The 22,712-nt window shown below is 65.0% G+C and carries 16 protein-coding genes; 7 read left to right on the top strand and 9 right to left on the bottom strand.

The annotated features are described in order from the left end of the window. Positions 1 to 57 precede the first annotated feature (57 nt). Positions 58 to 1,629 carry a trimethylamine methyltransferase family protein gene (locus ACXAED_RS22075; RefSeq protein ID WP_475053656.1) on the top strand — a complete coding sequence of 524 codons (1,572 nt, stop codon included), beginning with the start codon at positions 58 to 60 and terminating at the stop codon, positions 1,627 to 1,629. A gap of 35 nt (positions 1,630 to 1,664) precedes the next feature. Here ACXAED_RS22075 and ACXAED_RS22070 read toward each other — a convergent pair whose 3' ends face one another. From ACXAED_RS22070 to ACXAED_RS22055, 4 genes are all read right to left on the bottom strand, one after another. After that, entirely contained in the window at positions 1,665 to 3,182 is a 1,518-nt protein-coding gene (locus tag ACXAED_RS22070) for an ABC transporter permease (protein WP_475053654.1), read from the bottom strand. Positions 3,183 to 3,193: 11 nt separating this feature from the next. Further along, entirely contained in the window at positions 3,194 to 4,243 is a 1,050-nt protein-coding gene (locus ACXAED_RS22065) for a quaternary amine ABC transporter ATP-binding protein (RefSeq protein ID WP_475053651.1), read from the bottom strand. 71 nt (positions 4,244 to 4,314) lie between these two features. Further along, positions 4,315 to 5,271 (bottom strand): ABC transporter substrate-binding protein, encoded by a 957-nt coding sequence (locus tag ACXAED_RS22060; protein ID WP_475053649.1) that lies wholly within the window; start codon positions 5,269 to 5,271, stop codon positions 4,315 to 4,317. Between the two features lie 35 nt (positions 5,272 to 5,306). Beyond that, a complete protein-coding gene (locus ACXAED_RS22055) occupies positions 5,307 to 7,631 on the bottom strand; it encodes a DUF1989 domain-containing protein (RefSeq protein WP_475053646.1) in 2,325 nt (774 codons plus the stop codon). 112 nt (positions 7,632 to 7,743) lie between these two features. On the opposite strand from ACXAED_RS22055, the gene ACXAED_RS22050 reads away from it, so the two are divergent. Next, positions 7,744 to 8,748: a LacI family DNA-binding transcriptional regulator gene (locus ACXAED_RS22050; protein WP_475053645.1), complete on the top strand. Its 1,005-nt coding sequence runs from the start codon at positions 7,744 to 7,746 to the stop codon at positions 8,746 to 8,748. A 9-nt stretch (positions 8,749 to 8,757) separates the two neighbouring features. On the opposite strand, the gene ACXAED_RS22045 is transcribed toward ACXAED_RS22050, so the two are convergent. Continuing rightward, entirely contained in the window at positions 8,758 to 9,966 is a 1,209-nt protein-coding gene (locus ACXAED_RS22045) for a mandelate racemase/muconate lactonizing enzyme family protein (protein WP_475053644.1), read from the bottom strand. Between the two features lie 13 nt (positions 9,967 to 9,979). After that, positions 9,980 to 11,638, bottom strand: coding sequence for a GMC family oxidoreductase (locus tag ACXAED_RS22040; protein ID WP_475053643.1), 1,659 nt, complete (start codon positions 11,636 to 11,638; stop codon positions 9,980 to 9,982). A gap of 103 nt (positions 11,639 to 11,741) precedes the next feature. On the opposite strand from ACXAED_RS22040, the gene ACXAED_RS22035 reads away from it, so the two are divergent. Beyond that, complete coding sequence (locus ACXAED_RS22035; RefSeq protein WP_475053640.1) at positions 11,742 to 12,632, top strand: LysR substrate-binding domain-containing protein; 891 nt, start codon at positions 11,742 to 11,744, stop codon at positions 12,630 to 12,632. Between the two features lie 53 nt (positions 12,633 to 12,685). Here ACXAED_RS22035 and ACXAED_RS22030 read toward each other — a convergent pair whose 3' ends face one another. The 3 genes from ACXAED_RS22030 to ACXAED_RS22020 form a co-directional block, all read right to left on the bottom strand. Further along, on the bottom strand, positions 12,686 to 13,801 hold the full coding sequence (locus ACXAED_RS22030) for a cystathionine gamma-lyase (RefSeq protein WP_475053638.1): 1,116 nt from the start codon (positions 13,799 to 13,801) through the stop codon (positions 12,686 to 12,688). Positions 13,802 to 13,989: 188 nt separating this feature from the next. Then, positions 13,990 to 15,681 (bottom strand): thiamine pyrophosphate-binding protein, encoded by a 1,692-nt coding sequence (locus ACXAED_RS22025; protein ID WP_475053636.1) that lies wholly within the window; start codon positions 15,679 to 15,681, stop codon positions 13,990 to 13,992. Positions 15,682 to 15,909: 228 nt separating this feature from the next. Beyond that, complete coding sequence (locus tag ACXAED_RS22020) at positions 15,910 to 16,842, bottom strand: LysR family transcriptional regulator (RefSeq protein WP_475053634.1); 933 nt, start codon at positions 16,840 to 16,842, stop codon at positions 15,910 to 15,912. A 153-nt stretch (positions 16,843 to 16,995) separates the two neighbouring features. Between ACXAED_RS22020 and ACXAED_RS22015 the strand changes: the two genes are divergently transcribed. The 4 genes from ACXAED_RS22015 to ACXAED_RS22000 all read left to right on the top strand — a co-directional run bounded on the left by ACXAED_RS22015 (position 16,996) and on the right by ACXAED_RS22000 (position 22,468). Continuing rightward, positions 16,996 to 18,006, top strand: a complete 1,011-nt coding sequence (locus ACXAED_RS22015) for a TAXI family TRAP transporter solute-binding subunit (RefSeq protein WP_475053632.1) — start codon at positions 16,996 to 16,998, stop codon at positions 18,004 to 18,006. A 249-nt stretch (positions 18,007 to 18,255) separates the two neighbouring features. Further along, positions 18,256 to 20,481 carry a TRAP transporter permease gene (locus ACXAED_RS22010; protein WP_475053631.1) on the top strand — a complete coding sequence of 742 codons (2,226 nt, stop codon included), beginning with the start codon at positions 18,256 to 18,258 and terminating at the stop codon, positions 20,479 to 20,481. After that, positions 20,478 to 21,743 carry an NAD(P)/FAD-dependent oxidoreductase gene (locus tag ACXAED_RS22005; RefSeq protein ID WP_475053629.1) on the top strand — a complete coding sequence of 422 codons (1,266 nt, stop codon included), beginning with the start codon at positions 20,478 to 20,480 and terminating at the stop codon, positions 21,741 to 21,743. Before ACXAED_RS22010 ends, ACXAED_RS22005 begins: the two co-directional genes overlap by 4 nt. Continuing rightward, positions 21,740 to 22,468, top strand: coding sequence for an aspartate/glutamate racemase family protein (locus ACXAED_RS22000; protein WP_475053628.1), 729 nt, complete (start codon positions 21,740 to 21,742; stop codon positions 22,466 to 22,468). Before ACXAED_RS22005 ends, ACXAED_RS22000 begins: the two co-directional genes overlap by 4 nt. The last annotated feature ends 244 nt before the right edge of the window (positions 22,469 to 22,712 follow it).

Here is a 22,712-nt window from a genome sequence, read left to right as displayed (position 1 = left end):
AAAATGAAAGCAGGCCGCGCCTTTGCGGCCTGCGCTGACCTTTCCGGAGACCGCTATATGGTTGACGTCACCAAGACCCGAACCCGCCGCCGCAGCGGCGGACGCGAAGCGCGCGCCGCCGCCCGCACCCAGGCCGCGCCCTCGCAGGCCATCCACGCAGGCATCCCCGGCGGCCGCTACAGACCGCTGTCGGATGCGGACATGCAGAAGATCCACCAGGCGGCGCTGACCATCCTGGCCCAAACCGGCATCGGCGACCCGACCGAGGGGCTGCTCGATCTGGTCCTGCCCAAGGGCGCCGAGCTCAACGCCCACGGCCGCCTCTGCTTCCCCCGCGCGCTGATGGAGGACTTGCTGACCAAGGCGGCCAGCGAATTCTACGTCCACGCCCGCGGCAGCCGCGCGGGCAAGGATGACATGCACTGCACCAAGGAGAAGGTTTATTACGCCAACTCCGGCACCGCGGTCACAACCTTTGACGCCGCCACCCGCAGCTACCGGCCCTCGGTGCTCAAAGATATCTACGATTTCACCCGGCTGGTGGACCGGCTCGACAACCTACACATGACCGGCGACACGGTGCTGGCCACCGACGTGCCGCAGGATTTCGAGCATGACATGTCGATGCTCTATGCGATCCTGGCCGGCAGCGAGAAACCCTCCTGCCTCACCTTCCGCGACCGCGCCCATATCAAACCGGCAATCGAGCTGTTCGACATGGCCTCCGGCGGCGAAGGCAAGTTCCTCCAGAAACCCTCCGTGATCTTCGGCGGCTGCCCGATTGTCTCTCCGCTGCGGCTGGGGCGCGAGAACCTGGAGATCATGATCGACACCGCCAAACTGGGCCTCACCTGTGATCTGGCGGTGCCGCCGCAGGCGGGCGCGACCTCCCCTGCCCCGCTGGCCGGCACGCTGGCGCAGGCGGTGGCCGAAACCCTCTCTTGCGTGGCCATCGTCAACCTGATCAACCCCGGCACGCCGGTGGTGTTCGCCGCCTGGCCCTTCATCACCGACCTGCGCACCGGCTCCTTCACCGGCGGCTCGGGCGAGCAGGCGCTGATCTCCGCCGCCGCCATCCAGATGGGCAACTTCTACAACCTGCCCACCTCGGTCGGCTGCGGCATGACCGACTCCAAGATCCCCGACGCTCAATACGGCCTTGAAAAGGCGCTGACCTTCAGCCTCGCCGCCCATGCCGGCGCGAACCGTTTGTGCGAATTCGGCGGCATGGTCGGCTCGCTGATGGGCTGCTCCTTCGAGTCGATGGTGATCGACAACGAAGCCGCCGGCATGATCTCCCGCACCCTGCGCGGGATCGAGGTCAGCGACGACACCCTCTCGGTCGATGTGATCCACGACTGCGCCATCAGCCCGGGCCATTTCCTCGGAAACAACCAGACGCTTGAGTACATGGAGACGGAATACGTCTACCCCGAACTAATGGACCGTGAGCTGACGGACACTTGGGAAAAGGCGGGAAAGCAGACCCTGTTCGACCGCGCCCATGAGGCCTCGGAGCGGATCCTGGCGGAGCATTACCCGAACTATTTCGGCAGCAAGCTGGACGCGGAAATCCGTGCCAAGTTTCCCGTTAAGTTGCCGCCAAGCGCAATGCGCCCCGGCAGCTGAGGCCGGGGCAGCATCATGTCCCGATGGCTGGCAGGTCACCGCCTGCCGGCAACAATCCGGTCGAGGATCAGCGCGCAGAACAGGATCGCCAGACCCGCCAGAATACCCTGCCCCGCCGCCGCATATTGCAACGCTTCCAGAACGTCCTCACCCAGCCCCTTGGCGCCGATCAGCGAGGCCACCACCACCATCGCCAGCGACAGCAGGATGGTCTGGTTGACACCGGCCATGATCGTCTTGCGCGCCAGCGGCAGATCCACCCGCCACAGCAGGTAACGCGGCGTGGCGCCAAAGGCGAGCGCGGCCTCGCGCACCGTGTCCGGCACCTGCTGGAGCCCCAGCACGGTAAAGCGGATCACCGGCGGGCTGCCAAAGATCATTGTGGCCACCACCCCTGCCGGCTTGCCGGAGCCAATGAAGGCCACAACCGGGATCAGATAGACAAAGGACGGCATCGACTGCATGAAATCCAGCACCGGGCGCACCACCGCAAACACCCGCGGGCGCCGCGCACAGTAGATGCCCAGCGGAATGCCCAAGGTGATCGAGATCAGCGCCGCCGCGCCCAGCAGCGCAATGGTGGTCATCGCCTTTTCCCAGAAATCCAGCAGCCCCAGATAGGCCAGCGCTGCACCGGTAAAGATCGCCACCCGGGCGCCCGCTGACAGATAGGCCAGCATCACAATGACCAGCGCCACCACCGGCCAGGGGGTATCGACCAGCACCACCTCGATCCAGTCGAGGAGCGTCCGCATCCCCGCCGTCAGCCCGTCAAAGAAGCCGCGGCCGGACGTCTTGGTCCAGTCGAACGCCGCCTGCACCCCGTCCCCCACATTCAGCCGCCAGTCGCGGTTGGTGGGAAAGGCGTTCAGCAGCGAAAACGCATCCGGCATCGCAAACTTCAGCGCCGACAGCACCACGACCGCCGCTGCCAGCACAGTGGAAACTGCCAGCCGCGGCACGGACCAGCCGCTGGCCACGCTGCGGTCGGAGCGCCAGCGGGCAAACTGCCCCTCCAGCGTCCAGTTCGCCAAGGATGCCGCCAGAAACTTCACCGACAGCAGCAGGGCGATGCCCGCAACCAGGTAGACAACACCGCTTGCATTGGCCGCCGCCGCGGCCTCCTGCGCCCCGGCCAGCGCGCCCTCCAGCGACTCCGCGGCACGTTTCAGCGAGTCCAATGAGGACGCGCCAGAGGCCTCCGCCGCCTCAATCTGCTGCCGCCGCAGCTCCAGCGTCTGTGCGATCTGCTCCGCCCGGATGCGGAAGTCGCGGCCCAGATCACCAAACAGGCCCATCGCGATCTGGATGTAGGCCAGGGTTTCCAGCACCAGAAAGCCCAGGAACCAGGACCAAAGCCCCCTTGCCCCGAACCAGACCGGGCCCAAAAGGCCAGCCGCCCAGTTCAAGGTGAACCGGTAGCCCGGCGCCTCCATCATGTAGCTGAAAACCTGCTGATAGTAGCTTTGCGACTGGCCGGTGAACTCACCCACCAGCGCGCTCAGCCGCCCGGCGGTTTCCGGTTTGATCTGTGATTGGTCGATGTGCTTCATCACCCTCCTCCTTACGCCTGGCTGTCCTGAATGGCGCGGATCAGCCCCGCGCGGTTGATCACCCCGACGGTGGCGCCAGCATCGGCAACTTTGACGATGCCGTGGCCATCCACCGCCAGATCCATCAGGTCGCTCAGGTCCATGTCGGGCCGCGCCACCTTGGCATCCGCGGGCAAGGCGCCGTGGGAGGCCTCGAATTCTGCAACCGGCTTCATCACCGAATGGGCAAAGATCATGTTGAGCTTGGAGATCCCGGCCACGAAATCCGCCACATAGTCATCTGCCGGGTTCAGGATGATCTCCTCCGGGGTGCCGATCTGCACGATGCGGCCGTCCTTCATGATGGCGATGCGGTGGCCGATGCGGATCGCCTCGTCCAGGTCGTGGGTGATGAACATGGTGGTCTTACCCAGCTTGCGGCTCAGCTCCATGAACTGGTCCTGCAGCTGCTTGCGGATCAGCGGATCCAGCGCCGAAAACGGCTCGTCCATCAGCAGGATCTCAGGGTCGGAGGCAATGGCGCGCGCGAGGCCAACCCGCTGCTGCATCCCGCCGGACAGCTCATGGGCGTATTTGTCCTCCCAGCCCGACAGCTCCACCAGCTCCAGCACCCGGTCGGCTTCCTCCCAGCGGCGCGCCTTGCCGGTGCCGCGGATTTCCAGCGGCATCGCCACATTGTCGCGCACGGTGCGGTGCGGCATCAGGCCGAAATTCTGGAACACCATGGCAACGCGGCGGTTGCGCAGGTCGCGCAGGCCCTCGGCGTTCAGCCCCATCACGTCCTCACCATTGATGAAGATATGCCCGTCTGTCGGCTCCAGCAGCCGGTTCACGTGGCGCACCAGCGTCGACTTGCCGGACCCCGACAGGCCCATCACGCAGAACAGCTCGCCCCGTTCGATCTGGAAACTGGCATCCGCCACCCCGACCACGCAGTTAAACCGTTCCAGCACCTGCGGTTTTGTCAGCCCTTCCGCGTGAATGGCCTTCAGCGCCTCGGCTGAGCGTGCCCCGAAAATCTTCCAGACGCCGCGTGCGTCAATTGCGATATCACCCGCCATGGCCTCCCCCTGTCTTCAAAAGTCTTTTGCCGGCCCCGCCGCCAGCCGGTCGGCGGGGCCAAAGGATGGGATCAGTTCAGGCCCAGCCAGCCGTCCACGATTTCGCCATTGGCCGCCAGCCAGTCCGACACCGCCGCGTCGATCTCCTGGCCCTGGATCACCACCTGATAGGTGAGCTTGGAGAGTTCCCCTGCATCCATGTCGATCTGGCTCAGGAACGACGCCGCCGCCGGGTTCCGCTGCTCCAGCGACTTGGAATAGGCCACCGTCACCGTCTTCACCTGGTCGCCCGAGGTGATCGAGGATTTGCCGTACCAGTCCGCGTCCTGATCCGGCTGGATGATAGTATAGGCCTCCGGGTCGTGCTCTGGCTCTTCGATCATCGTCACGTCATACAGCGCATGCACGTAATGCGGCTTGTAGCAGTAAAAGACGACGCCCTCTTTCTGCTCCACCGCATCCTTCAGCCGCGAATAGAACACGGTTTCATCTTCGGAGGACGGCTCCAGAAATGTCTCGATCCCGTAATCCCGCACCTTCACCTTGTGCACATTCGTGGAGGCCCAGCCGGAGGCACCCACCCAGATCTCGCCCTTGCCGTCGCCATTGGTGTCATAAAGATCCTGCGCCGCCGGGGTGGCGAGGTCGAAGATCGACTTCATCCCGTGCTCCTCGGCCATATAGGTCGGGGTGCAGAAACCGGACCGCCCCTCGTAGCTGCCGGAGGACAGCGCCACGGTGCCCTTCTGGTCCACGTATTCGTCGGTAAAGGACGCCTGGTTCGGCAGCCAGACGTCGGGGTGCACGTCGATATCGCCGCGCCCGCCGTCCATCGCGGCAAAGATCACCGCATTGGCGCCTGGGGCATAGCCCGCCTCGCCGCCCAGGCGCGTCTCGATCACCTGGCCGATGATCCGGCTCATGATCTTGGCGCCGGGCCAGCTGGGCTCGCCCACCATGACTTTTTCCTGCGCCATCGCACCGGTGCCCAAGGCGGCAATTGCAGTTGCAAACGCGAGATGTTTCATCGGTTTCTCTCTCCTGTTGCTGTGAGGTTTCGCGCTCAGGCGCGGGCCCGCTTGCGCTGCGGGTCTATGAAAGGAATGTTCGTAACGGTGGCGCCAAGGCGTTTCATCCGCCCGTCAAGCTGGCCAACTTCCAGCCGGGCGCCGTCTTCGGCGTGCTCGACACCCAGCCGGGCGATGGCGATGGCATGCTCCAGCGAGGGCGAGCGGGTGGCGGAGGTCACCACACCCACCTGCCTCTCGCCGGCATAGACGGGGCTGCCGTGCAACGGCACATCGTTGCAGCCAAGCAGCAACCCCTTCAGCACCCGGCGCGACTCCCGCGCGTTGCGTTCCAGCGCCGCCTTGCCGGTGAATTCCGGTTTGGTCAGATCAACGGCAAAGCCCAGCCCAGCCTCAAACGCGTCCACGCCCGCTGCGAATTCCGCATTGGCGGCGGCCAGCCCGGCTTCGATCCGGATGATCTCCAGCGCGGCAGACCCCATCGGGGTGATCCCGAACTCCTCGCCCGCTTCCATCACCGCGTCCCAGATTTCCAGCGCGTGCGCCTTGGAACAGAATATCTCATAGCCCAGTTCGCCGGTGTAGCCGGAGCGGGACAGCACGAAGGGGGCGCCCTCCCGGTCATTGAGCCGCGCCACGGTGACGCCGAACCATTTCAGCTGGTCCAGATGCGGCACGTGCGGCTGGGTAAAGGCGATCTTGCGCAACAGGTCGCGCGACCTGGGGCCCTGGATCGCCAGATTTGGCATCGCCCCGCGCATATCGTGAATGCGGACTTGCAGCCCCATCTGCTGCGCCAGCGTCTCCAGCACCCGGCCGCTCTCCTCCGAGCCGCAGCACCAGCGGAACAGGTCGGGCGCCAGCCGGAACAGGGTGCCGTCGTCGATCACCGTGCCGGCCTCATCGCACATCAGCGTATAGGAGCCGCGCCACACCGCCAGCTTGGCCACGTTGCGGGTGGTCGCCTGCTGCAGCAGCACCTCGGCATCGGGGCCGGCGATGTCGTATTTCCGCAGCCCGCTCATGTCCTGCACCGTCACCGCATTGCGGCAGGCCCAGTATTCCCCGGTGGTGCCATGCGACGGGAAGCTCACCGGCGCCCACAGGTCGCGGGCCGGGGCAAAATGCTGGGTCAGCGGTTCAAGCCGGTCATGAAAAGCGGAGTTCTGGCTGATCGACATCGGAGCGTCTTCCTTTTCGCGGTAGGCAACAGCGCGGCGCAGGGGTGTTTCGGGGCGGTAGATGCGCACATGCACATCGGTCGGGTTCCAGCCGTTGATCGGGTCGATGTCGTCCGGACAGGCGGTGGAGACGCAGACCAGATCCTCCAGCGCCCGCATCGCCACATAGTCGCCGGGGCGCGAATGCGACTCCTCGGTCAGGATGTGGTGCGAATGCGGGTCGACCCAGGTGTTCCAGAAGAAGTTGACCGCAGGCCAGGCCGCCCGCAGCTGCACACCATAGGGCGCGAGCGCATGGGACATGTTGTCGGAGCAGTTCACGTGGCCGGGAAATCCGCGCTCCTCGTACCCGCGCGCGGTGCAGGCCAGGCCAAAGGTGTCATGCCGCCCGCAGGTGTCCTGGATCACGTTCAGCATCGGCCGCATATCGCGGTCAAAGAACTTGTCCAGCAATCCCGGCCCCGGATAGGCACGCCGCACCATCGACCGGGTGGCAGTGCTGTCGATCATCAGCTCCTCGCCCCGCTCCAGCCCATCGGCGCGGAAAGCGGTAAAGTCGGAGCACTGCTGTCCTTCAACGTCGATGACCTGGATGATCTCGCCCTGCTTCACCTCATAGGCAAAGCCGGTGCCACGGCTGACGGTGAATTCCTCCCGCGTATCGCCCAATAGCGGCGGCAGCAGCGGCGTGCTGCGCTCCGCAGGCTGCCAGGTGACCTTGGTATTGGCCGGGGCCGCGCCATGCACCAGCGCCTCAGGGCTGGCCGTATGGAACACCCAGACCGTCGCCGCGCTGACCGCTTTCAGGATCAGCGGCACGCCGTTAGCCGCCAGATTTGCAGCGGGAATATCAGCGGTGGCGCCGCCATTTGCCGCGACCCAGCCCAGCAGCTCCGCGCTGTCGCACTCCGCAACCCTCAGACGTGCATCCGCCTGCAACCCCAACGCTGCCAGCGCCGGGCGCCCGCCGGCATCAAAAGCTGCGATCTGCACACCATCCTCGGCTTGGGCAATCTCTACCGACAGCAGGTCGCCCGCCTGCATTTCCTGCCGGATCCCGTCGCGCAGCGCCAGCACGCGGGTGCTTCCCCGGGCGGGTTTCGCAAAGCCGGGAAAGGCCCGGGCAGGGCTGTCGAAACCGATGTTGTCAAGGCCGCGCAGGACTGTGTAGCGGGTCATCTCTTCTGCCGATTCTGCAAAATGTAACTGGTTACATCGTTGATGAAACTGGTTACATGTGTCAAGAATTTCCTATCCGACCGGCAAAGGCGGCAAGAAAGGCAAAGAGCGGATGAGCAAGACACCAGGCCAGAAACGCGCGAACTTACGGGATGTTGCCAGTGCGGCGGGGGTGTCGGTGGCGACGGTCTCAAGGGTGATGAACGCGCCTGAAACGGTGGCCGAAAAGACCCGCCAACGGGTCGAGGAGGCGATGACCAGCCTGCGCTGGGTGCCAAGCGCTGCGGCGCGGGCGATCAACACCGGGCGCACCCGGTTCGTCGGCGCGCTGGTGCCGACCCTAGACAACGCGATCTTTGCCCGCTTCCTGTCCAAGCTGGAACACCAGCTTGGCACCCATCGGCTGTCGCTTGTGGTGGCCACCACCGACAGTGACCCGCAGACAGAGGCGGAAAAGGCCAAGACCCTGATCGACATCGGCGCCGAGGGGCTGATTGTTTCAGGCATCACTCATGACCCCGCGCTCTATGACCTGCTGGAGCGCAGCCAGCGCCCGGCGATCGCCACCTCCTTTTACGATCCGGATTATACCCTGCCCACCATCGGCTATGACAACGCCGCCGCCGCGGCGCTGGCGCTGGAGCATCTGACCGGCCTGGGCCACCGCCGGATTGCCGTGGTGCATGGCCCCCGCGCCAACAACGACCGAACCCAGGCGCGGTTGAACGGGCTGAATGGCTCCGGCGCTGCGCTGCAGCTGTTCGAGACGGAGATTTCCATCGCCGGCGGCTGCACCGCCGCCCGCGATATCCTGCAACAGACGCAGCAGCCGACCGCCATTCTGTGCCTGTCCGACGTGCTGGCCTCCGGCGTCCTGGCAGAGCTGCACCGGCAAGGGGTGTCCGTGCCGGCGGATATCTCACTCATGGGCCTCGACGACCTGCCCGGCTCTGCCCACATCCACCCGGAGCTGACCACCGTCCACCTGCCCGTCGCCCGCATGGGAACAGCGGCGGCGGATGCCATCGCTCAGTGGGTGGAGACCCAGACCAGACCGGACCCCGCCATGCTGGAGTCCGCGCTGGTCCTGCGCAAATCCACGGCACCGCCTAAGTAGCGCCTGACGCTACGGGACCACCGGCTCCTGCGCCAGCTCCAGATGCAGCGCGCTGCCGGTATAGGGGCTGGCGGCAATCGCCTCGTCGTCCAGCTCCACCCCCAGGCCCGGCTCGCGGGATGGGATCACATAGCCCTCCTCCCAGGTGATCGAGGACTTGAGGCAGGACATATACGGCCCTTCAAACCGGCCAATCGACTCGAGGATCAGGAAGTTCGGGCTGCAGGCGGAGATCTGGATATTCGCCGCCGCCACCACCGGCCCGCAATAAAGATGCGGCGCGATCTGCGCCTGCCGGGTTTCCGCCATGCTGGCGATCTTCTTGGCTTCCAGCAGGCCACCGACCCGGCCCAGATCCATCTGCAGGATCGAGGCCGCGCCAGCCTCCAGCACCCGCGCGAATTCATGCTTGGTGCAGAGCCGCTCACCGGTTGAAACCGGCACCGAAGTAAACCGCGCCACTTCGGCCATATCAGCGGGATTCTCCGGCGGCACCGGCTCCTCGAACCACAGCGGCTCATAGGGCTCCAGCCGCCGCGCCATCCGCTTGGCGCCCGAAACGGTAAATTGCCCGTGGGTTCCAAACAGCAGGTCCGCGCGGGTGCCGACCGCCTCCCGGATGCGCTTCACGAACAGCTCGCTGCGCTCCAGGTCCTCCATCCGAGGCTGGTGGCCGTCGTAGATCGTATAAGGCCCGGCCGGATCGAACTTCACCGCCGTGAAGCCTTCGTTCACCCGCTGCAACGCGACCTCGGCGGCGATATCCGGGTCGTTATAGACATTCGGCGTGTACGGGTCAGGATACACATCCCCCTCCGGCGGGTATAGATAGGTATAGCTGCGCAGCCGGTCATGCACCTGCCCGCCCATCAGCTCGTAAACCGGCTTGCCCGCGGCCTTGCCGATGATATCCCAGCAGGCCATCTCCAGCCCGCTCAGCACGCCCATCACGGTCACATCAGGCCGCATCGTGTATCCCGCGCCATAGGATTTGCGCCACAACTTCTCGATATGATGCGGATCGCAACCCGCGAACTGGCGGGCAAACATCTCCTCGGCCATCGCGCAGCACAGATCCGGCCCGAAGGTCGCGTTATAGATCTCCCCCACCCCGGTGATGCCGCAAGCAGTGGTGAGGCGCACGAAGATGAAGTATCGCCCGCCATGGCGCGGCGGCGGGTTGCCGAACACAAAGGTTTCGATGGTGTCGAGTTTCATGCGCGTTTCCCTGTTATTCCGCCGCCAAACGCTTGTTTTCACTGTCTTCCAGCACCAGCTCCGCGCCACGCGCGGCCAGCATCATGGTGGGCGCATTGGTGTTGCCGGAGGTGACGTTCGGAAAGGCCGAGGCATCAATCACCCGCAGGCCCGCCACCCCATGCACTCGCAGCCGCGCATCCAAAACAGAGTCACCCGCATCCTTGCCCATCCGGCAGGTGCAGGAGGCATGGAACACAGAGCCCGCGCGCTCGCGGAAGTTCTCCAGCAGCGCCGCATCGTCCATGTCCAGAATGTCCGGCGCCCGCCGCTCCCGCGTGACGCGCTTGATGGCCGGTGCCGCCGCCAGCGCCTGCAGCAGCCGGCTCGCGCGGACTGCTGTCGCCTTATCTTCTTCGGTCGACAGAGAATTCGGCTCGATCCGCGGCGGCTGCGCCGGGTCGGCGGACTGGATGCTGATCTGCCCCCGGCTGGTGGGCCGGCCTGGCTGCACGCACAACAGGAATCCGTTGTCCCGGTCAATCTGCGGCTTGCCATTGGCCTGCGTCGAATAAGACGCCGGGTTGCAATAGACCTGCACATCCGGCCGCGCCGCGCCCGCCGTTCGGACAAAACCGCTGCACTGGTTGACCGGCACGCTCAGCGGTCCGTTGCGGGTCAGCACATATTGCAGCCCGGCCTTCATCTGACCGGCAAAGCTGCCCAGCCGGTCGTTCAGCGTGGCGCTATTGGCCCAGAAGAAATGCGACACCGCCAGATGATCCTGCAGCCCCCGCCCCACCTGCGGCAGATCATGTTTCACCGCGATCCCATGCCGCTTCAGCAGCGCCGCCGGCCCGATCCCCGACAGCTGCAACAGCTGCGGCGAGTTCACTGCACCCGCGCTCAGGATCACCTCCCGCGCTGCCAGCGCCATCTCCGGCAGGCCCTTCACCCGGTAGGCCACCCCGGTGGCCCGCCTGCCCGCCGTCATCACTTTCTCCACCAGCGCGCCGCTCACGACGGTCAGATTGCCGCGCCGCATCGCGGGCCGCAGGAACGCATCCGCCGAGGACCAGCGCCGCCCGTCCTTCACCGTGCTGCGGACAAAGCCCATCCCTTCGCTTGGCAGCGTATTGGCACCGGCATCAGCAGCCGCATTCATATCCGGCAGGAACGGCCAGCCCATCTCCTGCCCCGCGGCAAGGAAGTTCCTGGCAAAGGGATGCATCCGCTCGCTCAGGTCCGTGACCCGCACCGGCCCGTTGCCGCGCAGCCGGCGGCGGCCTTCGTGCCATTCGTCGTGGCTCTCCAGCGCCTCATAGCTGCGGCGGACAGCGTCCCAGCCCCAGCCCGCCGCCCCTGCGGCCTCCCAATCGTCAAAATCATGCGGCAGCCCCCGCACGTAGGCCATCGCGTTGATCGAGCTCGACCCGCCCAGAACCTTGCCCCGCGGCCAATAGGCCTCGCGCCCGTTCAGCCCCGGATCCGCCGCCGCCGAATAGCGCCAGTTCACCTTGGGGTCCGAGAAGGTAAAGCCATAGCCCACCGGGATCTTGATCCAGAACCGCCGGTCAGTGCCCCCGGCCTCGATCAGCAACACCTTATGCCGGCCGCTGGCCGTCAGCTTGTCCGCCAGCACACAGCCCGCCGATCCGGCGCCCACGATAATGAAGTCAAATGTTTGCGCCATGACGTGCCAAGCCCGTTGATATCCCGCGACCTTGCACAGTGCCCCAGACATAAATCAAACAATGCGTTTTGCCCCTTAGGCCTAACTATGCTTAAAGGTAACCATGACCGACCTGCCCCATGTCACCTGGCTCAAGGCCTTCGAGGCCGCCGCGCGGCTCAACAGTTTCTCTGCCGCGGCAGAGGAGTTGGGCCTGACCCCCGCCGCCATCAGCCAGCAGATCCGGCTGCTGGAGAAACACCTGAACACCCAGCTGTTCAAACGCCTGCCCCGCGGCGTGGCGCTGACGGATACCGGCCAGGCCTATGCCCAGCCGATCCGCAAATCATTTGATGATATGCAGCGCGCCACCACCGGCCTGTTCAGCAGCAAGCGCAAGCGCGTGGTGCGGCTGCGGGCGACGATCTCCTGCGCCGCCCTGGTCATCGCGCCGCAGCTGGCCCGGTTTCAGGCCGAACACCCGGACATCTTCGTGCAGCTCTCCACCACCGTCTGGGCCAGCCGTTTTGACGAGGAAGCGCTGGACATCGACGTCCGCTACGGATCCGGCGACTGGCAGGAGGCTCAGATCCTGCATCTGGGCCACGAAAACGCCATTCCGGTGTGCAGCCCCGCCTATGCCGGGGCGCTCGGCGGCAGCCCATCCATTGAGGACCTGGCGCGCGCTGACGTTGTGCAGATCATCGGCTCGGAAACCGACTGGGGCCGCCTGGCCGATCTGCATGGGCTGACCCTGCAGGTGACCACCGACTGGCTCAAGGCCAACTCCTCATTGCTTGCCTTGCAAACCGTCGCCGCGGGCCACGGGGTGACGATGGTGCTGGAAAGCTTTGCCAAACAATACCTGGAGCAAGGGCTGGTCATCGCCCCCACCGCATACAAGCTCCCGAAACGCCGCTCGCACTACATGGTGATCAACGACCGCGCGGGCCAGCGTGACGAGGTGAAGACGGTCGCCGCCTGGCTCACCTCGCTCTATCAGACGCTGACCTGAGTCTGTTTTCCCTGCCTGTCCCCACGGGGACAGCGGCGGAAAACGCAGGCGCCCTAGTCTTGCAGCGCCTCAAGCGAGGCCGCCATCGCGCTCCACAGCTCCTCCGCCGGCTCGGTTCCAACCGAAATCCGCACGAAACCCGGCGCCACCGCATCCCCCCAGCGAGCGCGGCGCTCCGCCGAGGTATGCACCCCGCCAAAGGAAGTGGCCGAGCGGATCAGCGGGCAGGAGTTGATGAAGGCATCGGCCTGCTCCGCGCTGTCCAGCGTGATCGAGATCAGGAAGCCGAACCGCGCCATTTGCTGCTTGGCCAGTTCATGCGACGGGTCGGATGCCAGCCCCGGAAAGCGGATCGCCTGCACCAGCGGATGCGCGGCCAGCCGTTCGGCCAGCAGCTCTGCGGTGCTGCACATGCGGTCAAAGCGCAGCTCCAGGGTTTCCAGCCCCCGGTGCGCCAGCCATGCCTCCTGCGGGCCGGGGATGCCGCCGCCGAACTGGCGCCATTCCCGCGCCGCCTGCAGCACATCCGCGTTTCGGGTGGCCAGATGCCCCATCAGCACGTCCGAATGCCCGCCCGGCGCCTTGGTGTCGGAGGCCACAACCACATCCGCGCCCAGCTCCAGCGGGCGCTGACCCAGCGGGGTCATGGTGGTGTTGTCCACAATCAGCAGCCCGCCAGCGGCATGAACCGCGTCCGCAATCGCGCGCAGATCGCAGAGGTCGAGACCGGGGTTGGACGGTGTCTCCGCAAAAACAACGTCAAACCCCTCAAACCCGCCCTCGGCAAAGCTGCTGGTTGGGCGTTGCTCAACCTGAACGCCGAGGTTTTGCAGGAACCGTTCGCTGAGGCGGCGGGTCACGTAGTAGCCATCCGACGGGATCAGGATGCGGGACCCGGCCTTGACCGTGGCGAACAGCGACGCCGAGATCGCCGCCATGCCGGAAGGAAAGGCCAGCGCCGGGGCATCCTCCAGATAACCCAGCACATGTTCCAGATGCTCCCAAGTGGCGTTGTCGGCACGGCCATAGCTGGGGCCGCCGCTCCAGTCGCCCGGCAGGTGGTACATTGAGCTTTGCGTCAGCGGCAGCGCCACCGGGTCGCCCTCGGACAGCGTATTGCCGCGTAAATGCAGCATGGCTCCGGCATTGGGTGCGGTTGGTTTGTCCATGGGGCGCCTCTCCTGAAACTGGGGGTTTCAGGATTGATAACCGGCAAAAACAAGAAAGGAAATCAATGACGCATGAGAACAAAATGCTGAGGGCAGCACCCGTCCGCGGGCGGAAGCGAAGCGCCCGCCCATGGGGGCGGACGGGCGCTGCCCGGCGGTGCCGCCGGGCAGTACAGTATAGAGAGTATTTACCCCATCCAGCGGCGCACCGGCGCGGCGGATTCTTCCAGCGCCTGGCAGACCACGTCAATCAGGGTCGGACCGTCATGGGCAAAAGCTTCCTGGATAGCTGGCTCCAGCTCCTCCGGCTTTTCAACCCGCCAGGTCTTGACCCCAAAGGCCTCAGCCACCGCAGCGTGGTTTGTGCGGTTGAAGTCCACATTATAGTAGCGCTTGCCGCAGTCATCCCGCTGGCTCGCCTTGATCCAGCCGAAATTCGCGTTGGAGAACACCACATAGGTGATCGGCGCGTTGCAGCGGACCACGGTCTCCAGCTCGCCGCAGGTGAAGTTGAAGGAGCCGTCGCCCATCATCCCCACCACCTTGCTGGACGGACGCCCGAACCAGGCGCCCAGTGCTGCCGACAGCGCATATCCCAGCGCCCCATGGGCGCGGTTGGTAATGTACTGGCGGCCCGGGTGTTTCTGCTGCGAATAGGCGTTGTAATAGGGGCAGCTGGTGCCGGGGTCGGAGACCACGATGGCGTCGCCGGGCAGGTTCCGGTTCAGCGCGTGGATGATCTGCTCCGGCAGGACCTGATCTGTCTTGCTGTTTGCCAGTTCCTCGAACTTGGCGAACTTGCGCTGCTTGATATCGGCCACTTTGGCGGCACCGCCGAAGGACGGCAGATCACCCTCGCGGCTGTCCAGATAGGCGTTCACCGCCTGCAGCGCCAGTTTCAGGTCAGCGACCACGCCGACCTCGGTCGGGTAGTTGGCGCCGATCACCATCGGGTCGTTGTCGAAATGCACGATCCGCTGGCCAGGCTTCGGCGCTTCCCAGCGCGAGGTGGTGGTGGACCCGGCGCGGCAGCCCATGAAGATCACCAAATCGGCACCCTCCATCATCTCCCAGGTCTCATTGGTGCCGCCGTTGGAGCCGACCACGCCCAGCGACTGCGGGTGGATGTCGGCCAGCGAGCCCTTGCCGGAGATCGAGGTGCCGACAGCAATGTCGAGCCGGGAGGCCAGCTTGCCCAGCTCCTCCATCGCCTGCGCGATCACCACGCCGCCGCCGCAGACGATCAGCGGCGACTTGGCGGTCAGGATGGCTTCGACAGCAGCCCCGGCCGCGCCCGGTTCCGGCGCTGCGCGGTAGGCGGGGTAGCTTTGATGCTTGGGGTCGCCCCAGATGTCATCCGCCGGAACATCGTCGTACTGGATGTCATAGGGCAGCCCCAGATGCGCCGAGCCGGAACGGCCGGTGGTCATCGCCCGGAACGCCTGGCGCACCATGCGCGGGATGTGGTCGGCGCGTTTAATCACCGTGTTGAACTTGGTCAGCGGCCCCATCAAGACCTCTTGGTTCACCTCGGTCAGCGGGTACTTTCCATAGGATCCGACCGAAATATCGGTGGTGATCGCCAGCACCGCATAGGAGCTTTCGTTGGCCTCAATGAGCCCCGGCAGGATGTAGGTGGCGCCGCCGCCGGACGGGCCTTCGCACACCCCGACCCGCCCGGTCACGCGGGAAAAGCCGTCGGCCATATAGGCGGCGCTGCGCTCGTCGCGGGTGAGAACATGGGTGATGCCATGCTCCAGCCGGTTCATCGCGTCATAGAATGGCAGCGTGGTGTCGCCGCACAGGCCAAAGATATGGGTGACGCCATGCGCCTCCAGGGAGCGCACCATCGCCTCGGCGCCGTTTATTGTATTTGTCATGGGACCTCCCAAAGCCTGCATGAAACCTGCCCCGGGGAGAGGCCCGGGATTCGCACTCCAAACTGTATACAATTCTGTAGATAGATGTGAAGACTAATCTTCGAAAACCGCTTCGCCTGTCGCGCAAGCGGCAGGCACGCGTCCGCCCGCCCCATGGCGGGCGCGTTCCCGCTCCCACCCGGACGGACGCTTAGCGGCTTGATATAACCGGTTGAGCTTTTGGGGCTTTTAGGTGCTGCTTTCAGCAGCGTCCGCCAGGATTTCCGTCACATATTCCCGCCAAGCCCCGGCAAAACTGGCGGCCAGCTGCGACAGGGGCCGCTCGCTGGGGGTCAGGATCGAATAGCCAAAGGGGATCTGCGGCTCGAACGGCAGGAAGCGGATCCGCGCCTCCCCCGCGTTGCTGCGGCGGTAGCTTTCGGCGCTGAGCACATCGACCACGGCACAGGCCTGGCCCGCGGCGATGAAGTGGAACAGCGGCAGGAAATACTGCGCGTCATAGCGCAGGTTGAACTCGGCGCCCGCGGCCAGAAACACCTGCGAGGTGGCCTGATAGGTGTTGTGATCCGGCTGCAAGGCCCCCATCGGCACGCCGTTCAGATCGGCCGCCGTGATCACCGCACGGTCTGCCAGCGGGTGGCTGGCCGGCACGGCACACAGGCAATTGCTGGGCAATTCCTCCGCCGTATACAGCTTGCGGTCGCCGCGGAACCGGGTCATGTCGCAGAACCCGATATCGAAACTGTTGGCCGCCACCAGGCTGCGCACCTGCGGCGACGACCGGGTGGCCAGCGTCACCCGCACCTCGGGCTTGCCGGCGACAAAGCGGCTGATGAACTCCGGCAGCAGAAAGGTCGATGGCCCCGGCATCGCCACGATGCGGATGGAGCCCTGCACCCGGTCGCGCATATTGGCCAGGTTCTGCTGCGCAGTTTCCATCCGCGACAGGATCTCGGTCGCCTCTTCCATCAGATACTGTGCCTCGGGCACCGGCACCAGGCGGCGGCCCTCGCGCAGGAACAGGGTCAGGCCCAGCTCCTCCTCCAGCGTCTTGATGGCGGCGCTGATGGCGGGCTGGGTGCGGTGCAGGTTGCGCGCCGCCTGGCTGACCGATCCGGTCTTCATCACCTCGTGAAAGACCGCAAGCTGGTGAGAGTTCATGTTCCGGCCCCTTAGCGCAAAGCAATCATAAATCTGATCTATGCATACAGTATAATTTTAAATTTGTACTTATGAGTTTCCTTAATCATGATGCAAAAATCGGAGGAGAGAGCTGCCGGGCAAAGCCGCAGCCAAAAACCAAGGGAAGAGACAATGGGAATTTTCAAGAAACTGACCGGGGCCGCGCTGGCGTGCACCATGCTGACCGGCGCCGCGGTGGCGCAGGACATGACCTTTTTCCGCATCGGCACCGGCGGCGCGGGCGGCACTTATTTCCCGATCGGCGGCATCATTGCAAACGCGATTTCCAACCCGCCGGGCTCGCGCTCCTGTGACGAGGGGGGCAACTGCGGCGTGCCGGGTCTGGTGGCGATGGCGCAGTCGACCAACGCCTCGGCCCATAACGTGAACGCCATTCAGGCGGGCCAGATGGAAGCGGGCCTCTCTGGCGCCGCAACCCTGCATTTCGCCTACCACGGCAAGGGCAAGTTCGAAGGCAACGCCAAGCCCGACCTGCGGGTGATCGCCAACCTGTTCCCGGAAGACCTGCACCTGGTGCTGCCTGAGGGCCACAAGCTGGAGAGCCTCGCGGCGCTGAAGGGCAAGCGCGTGGGCATCGCGCAGGCGGGCTCCGGCACCCAGATCGCGGTGGAGCTGATCCTGAACGACCACGGCGTCAACCGCGATAACATCGACGAGGCAGAGCTGAACAACGCCCAGTCCGCCGAGCGCATCGCCGACGGCCAGCTGGACGCCTATTTCTATGCCGCGGGCACCCCCGTCGCGGCGATGATCCAGCTCGACAACACCAAGGGCATGGAGCTGCACAACTGGTCGGCGGAAGAGGTCAAGATGGCCAACACCACCGTGCCTTACTACATCCCCTCGACCATTCCGGCAGGCACCTATCCGGGTGTGGACTATGACGTGAACACCGTGGCGGTCTCCGGCATGCTGGTCACCAACGCCAACATGGATGAAGACCTGATCTATGAGATCACCAAGGCGATGTGGTCCGATACCGCCCGCAAGCTCTTGGACAACGGCCACCCCAAGGGCAAGGCGATCACCTTGGAAACCGCACTGGACGGCGTTGAGGGCATCGGCGTGCCGCTGCACCCGGGTGCTGAGCGCTTCTACCGCGAAATCGGCATGCTGAAGTAACGTTTAACCGCGGCATTTCAATACAAAAGGTATCGCCCGGCGGCACCGCCGGGCAGCACCCGACCCTCCCCACGGGAGGGCGCTTCACGCCCACCCAGGGTCAGGCGCAGCCCTCAGTGTCAAGACGCGACCTGGCCCTCTGTTTCAAAGAATTACCGGGAAGCCTAAACACCTGCTGCAAGGAGATCCTTGCTGCCACTTTCCGTTTCCCGGCACCGTGCCGGTGAAGCCCCGGAACTGGAGACCCCGATGTCCCTAGACACCCATCTCGACAACAAGGCGCTTGAGGAGCTGGAGAAGCAGTACGACTCCGCCCTCAATACGCGTAACAACGGCCCCAGGCTGACTGGCGTCATCTATTGGGCCAGCATCGCCTTTGCCCTCTATCACCTTTGGACGGCCGGCTTCGGCACGCCGGTGGACCATGTGCATATGGGCATTCACCTGGCAGGGCTGTTCCTGTTTATCTTTGTGGGCTTCCCGATGATCCGGACCGCGCACAGCCTGGACTGGCGCGGGCCCAATCCGCTGCGCCCCGGCAATGTGCCGCTCTATGACTGGGCGCTCACCGGCCTCAGCATGGCGGCGGCGCTGTTCCTCTGGGTCAGCTGGCGCGGCTTTGACATGTTCGGCTTTGACATTGCCGAACAGGCGCTGCGGCAGGGCAACCCGTCCAGCCTGGATGTGTTCTTTGGCTCGGTGCTGATCCTGACGGTGCTGGAGATCGCGCGGCGCACCATCGGCTTTGTGCTGCCGCTGATCATCCTGGTGTTCATGGTCTATGCGCTGTTCGGCCCCTACATGCCCGCGCAGATCCTCAAGCATCCGGGTGTGAACTGGCAGCAGTTCGTCAACAACATGTATTTCCCGTCCGAAGGCATCTTTGGCGTGACGCTGTGGGTGGTCTCCACCGTGGTGTTCCACTTTGTGCTGTTCGGCGTGGTGGCGCAGCGGATGGGGCTGGGGCAGTTCTTTGTCGACAACGCCATGCTGCTGGCGGGCCGCTACACCGGCGGTCCGGCCAAGGTTTCCGTTGTCTCATCCGCCTTCTTCGGCACCATTTCCGGCTCGTCGATTGCCAACACGGTCTCCACTGGCTCGCTGACCATCCCCAACATGAAGAAACTGGGCTATCCAGGCCATTTCGCAGGCGGGGTTGAGGCGGCGGCCTCGGCAGGCGGCCAGATCACCCCGCCGATCATGGGGGCGGCCTCCTTCCTGATGGCCGAGTATCTGGAGGTGCCCTACACCACCATCGTGATTGCCGCGATTGTGCCGGCGATGATGCACTATATCGGGGTGATCTCGATCGTGCATTTCACCGCCAAGAAACTGGGTCTGACCGCCTATCCCAAGGATCAGCTGCCCAAGTTCCTGCAGGTCTGGAAAGACGGCTGGTACACCATCATTCCGCTGATTGCGCTGCTGCTGGTGCTGTTCTCGGGCTATTCGCCGAACATGGCGGCCTTTATCGGCCTCAGCCTGTGCGTGGTGGTCGGCTTCTGTGCCTTCAACAAGCCTGCGACCATGGTGATCCCGCTGGCCTTGCTCGGGTTCATCTTCTGGAAGGCATCGCCCTACTCCGGCGAGGGGTACACCCCTGTCATGGCGGGGATGCTGGCGGCGCTGACGCTGATCGGCTGCCTGCACCGCAACGAGCGGCAGAATTTCCGCGACCTGTTCGACAGCTTCCATGTCGGCGTGCAATACGCGCTGGCAGTGGGTGCTGCCTCAGCCGCCGTGGGCATCGTGGTCGGTGTGATCAACACCACCGGCGTCGGCTTCCGCCTCGGCTTCATGGTCACCGGCGGCGCGGCGGATATGGCGGCAGCGATTGCGCCGCTGCTGGACTGGACCACGATCGAGGCGTTCAGCCAGCCGTCGATCCAGCAGTTCCTGTCGCTGGTGCTGATCGCCATGGCCTGTATCCTGATGGGGGCCGGCCTGCCCACCACCGCGCTCTATATCATGCTGGTGGCGGTTGCGACGCCTGCCCTCAGCCAGCTGGGCGTGCCGCCGCTCGCCACCCATATGTTCGTGCTCTACTACGGTGTGATTTCCGAGATCACCCCGCCGGTCTGCGCCTCGGCCTATGCGGCGGCAGGGATTGCGGGCTCCAACCCGTTCCGCACCGGTCTGAACGCGTTCACCCTGGGTCTGGGCAAGCTGATGGTGCCGATGGTGTTTGTCTACGCGCCCACCATGCTGATCGTGCTGCCAGAGCATTTCACACTGCTGAGCTTCACTCAGGTCACCCTGACCTGCGCCGCAGGCGTCTTTGCCATCGCCACGGCTGTCTCGGCCTATTTTCTGGCCCCGCTCAGCGGTATCTGGCGGCTGCTGATGGCCATCGGCGGCCTGCTGCTGGTGGCGCCCTCCGGCGGCTCCGACATCGCGGCACTTGTGGTGATGGCGCCGGTGCTGGTGCAGCAGCTGGGCCAGCAGCGCAAACTTCAGACCGGGGCCGCGCAATGAGCGGCCCCGCCTCCCCCGATGTGACGGTCCTGGGGGCCGGCATCGTCGGCATCTGCTCGGCCCTCTCCCTGGCCGGGCGGGGCCTTCGGGTCCGCCTCATCGACCGCGACGCGCCGGGCCAGGCAACGTCTTACGGCAATGCCGGCATCATCTCCCCCTGGTCGGTGGTGCCGCAATCCATGCCGGGCCTGTGGAAGAAGGTGCCGGGCTGGCTGCTGGACCCGCTGGGGCCGGTGACGGTGAAGCCAACATACCTGCCCAAGGTCGCCCCCTGGGGCCTGCGGTTCCTGTCGGAGGGGCGCGCGGGGCGGATTCAGCAGATCTCCGACGCGATGGACACGCTGAACCGCAACTGCGTCGAGCTGTACCGCCAGCACCTGGCGGGCACCGGGCATGAGGATCTGGTGCAGGACAGCTATTACGTCCACGCCTTCCGCAATGCCGAGGCCGCCGATCTGAATTCGGTGGATTACCGGATGCGCGGCGACCGCGGCGCCGACATGGAGCGCATAGGCGCGGCGGAGCTGCGCGATCTGGAACCGGCGCTGACGCCCGAGTTTCAGGCCGCGATCCTGATCAAGGGCCAGGCCCGGGCGACCTCCCCGGGCCGGATCGGCACCGTTCTGGCGGAGAAGTTCCAGGCAATGGGCGGCGAGATCCTGACCCGGACGGTGCGTGGCATTCTGCCATCGGAGACCGGCGGCTGGACCTATACCACCGAGGCCGGCCGGGAATGGACGCCCAAGCTGGTTCTGGCGATGGGGGTCTGGTCCGGAGAGCTGCTGAAGCCGCTGGGCATCAGGATCCCGATGGAATCCGAACGCGGCTACCACGTGTCGTTTCAGAATCCCGGCGTCGCGCTCAACAACTCGATTATGGATATGGACATGAAATTCGTGGCCTCCTCGATGGAGGAAGGGCTGCGGGTGGCGGGCACCGCCGAGTTTGCCGGGCTAGACCAGCCGCTGAACCAAAAGCGGCTCGACGGGCTGGTACAACTGGCCAAGGCGCTGCTGCCGGACCTGCGTGCGGACGATATGGACACCTGGTCCGGCCAGCGCCCCAGCCTGCCCGACAGCCTTCCCTGCATCGGCGAGGTCGAGGGGTTCCCGGATCTGATCGCCGCCTTCGGCCACAGCCATTACGGCCTGATGATGGCCCCGAAAACCGGGCGGCTGGTGGCGGATATCGTGAGCAAAACTCCCGTGAATGAAGACCTCTCGCCGTTCCGGGCGCGGCGTTACGAAAGGATCAAGGCATGACCATCCACCCCGGCGGGCAGAATATCTGCGGCGTCTCCATCGGCGTTCTGGCGCTGGAGAGCTACTTCCCCAAGCCGCCCGGCCATATCAAGAACCCTTCCAGCCTGCAGTTCACCACGCTCTATGAAATGCTGGACGGGATTACTGTGCCGAAACTGCTGGCCAACCCTACCGGCGAGATGAAGGACCGGCTGATCGGCGCCGCCAAGCGGCTGGAGGCCAAGGGGGTGCGGGCGATCACCGGCTCCTGCGGCTTCCTGGCGATTTTCCAGAAGGAGATCGCGGCCGCGGTGAATGTGCCGGTGTTTGTCTCCTCGCTGATCCAGGTGCCGCTGGCGCATCAGATGACCGGGCGCACCGTGGGGGTGATCACCGCCTCAGCGGGCAGCCTGACCGAGGCGCATCTGCAAGGTGTCGGCGCGGAGAACACGCCTATCGTGGTGCAGGGGCTGGATGATGCCGAAGAGTTCTCCACCGTGATCCTGCGCAATGAGCGCACGGCGATGGATCTGGCCAAGGTGGAGGCGGAGCTGCTGGCCGCCGCCGAGGGCATGATCGCCCGCAACCCCGGGATCGGCCCGATCGTGCTGGAATGCACCGACCTGCCGCCCTATGCCCATGCGTTGCAGGCAGAGCTTAACCGGCCGGTATTCGACATCATCACGCTGTCGGAGATGGTCCACCGGGCCGCGCTGCGGGTACCGTTTTCGGGGTTTATCACTTAAAGCACTCCTACGGTCATGCACCGCCCTGCCGCAGGCCGGGCCGCGCCGACCCGCCCCCATGGGGCGGCGCGATTGCGCCACCCCGCGGGTCAACGCCGCCCTTCGGTTACTCTCCTGATCCCAGGGGCTTGAATTTGCCTACCCCGAAGGGTCTTCCCGCAAAGAAATTTCGGCCCCTAAGCCCCGGAAGTTTTTGGATGCCCCAGCCCGGCATCCACCCTACTGTGGCGGCAACTCAAACGCC

This window comes from Leisingera sp. ABM4_103 (assembly GCF_056158685.1).
This window is presented reverse-complemented; position numbering and strand designations above follow the sequence as displayed.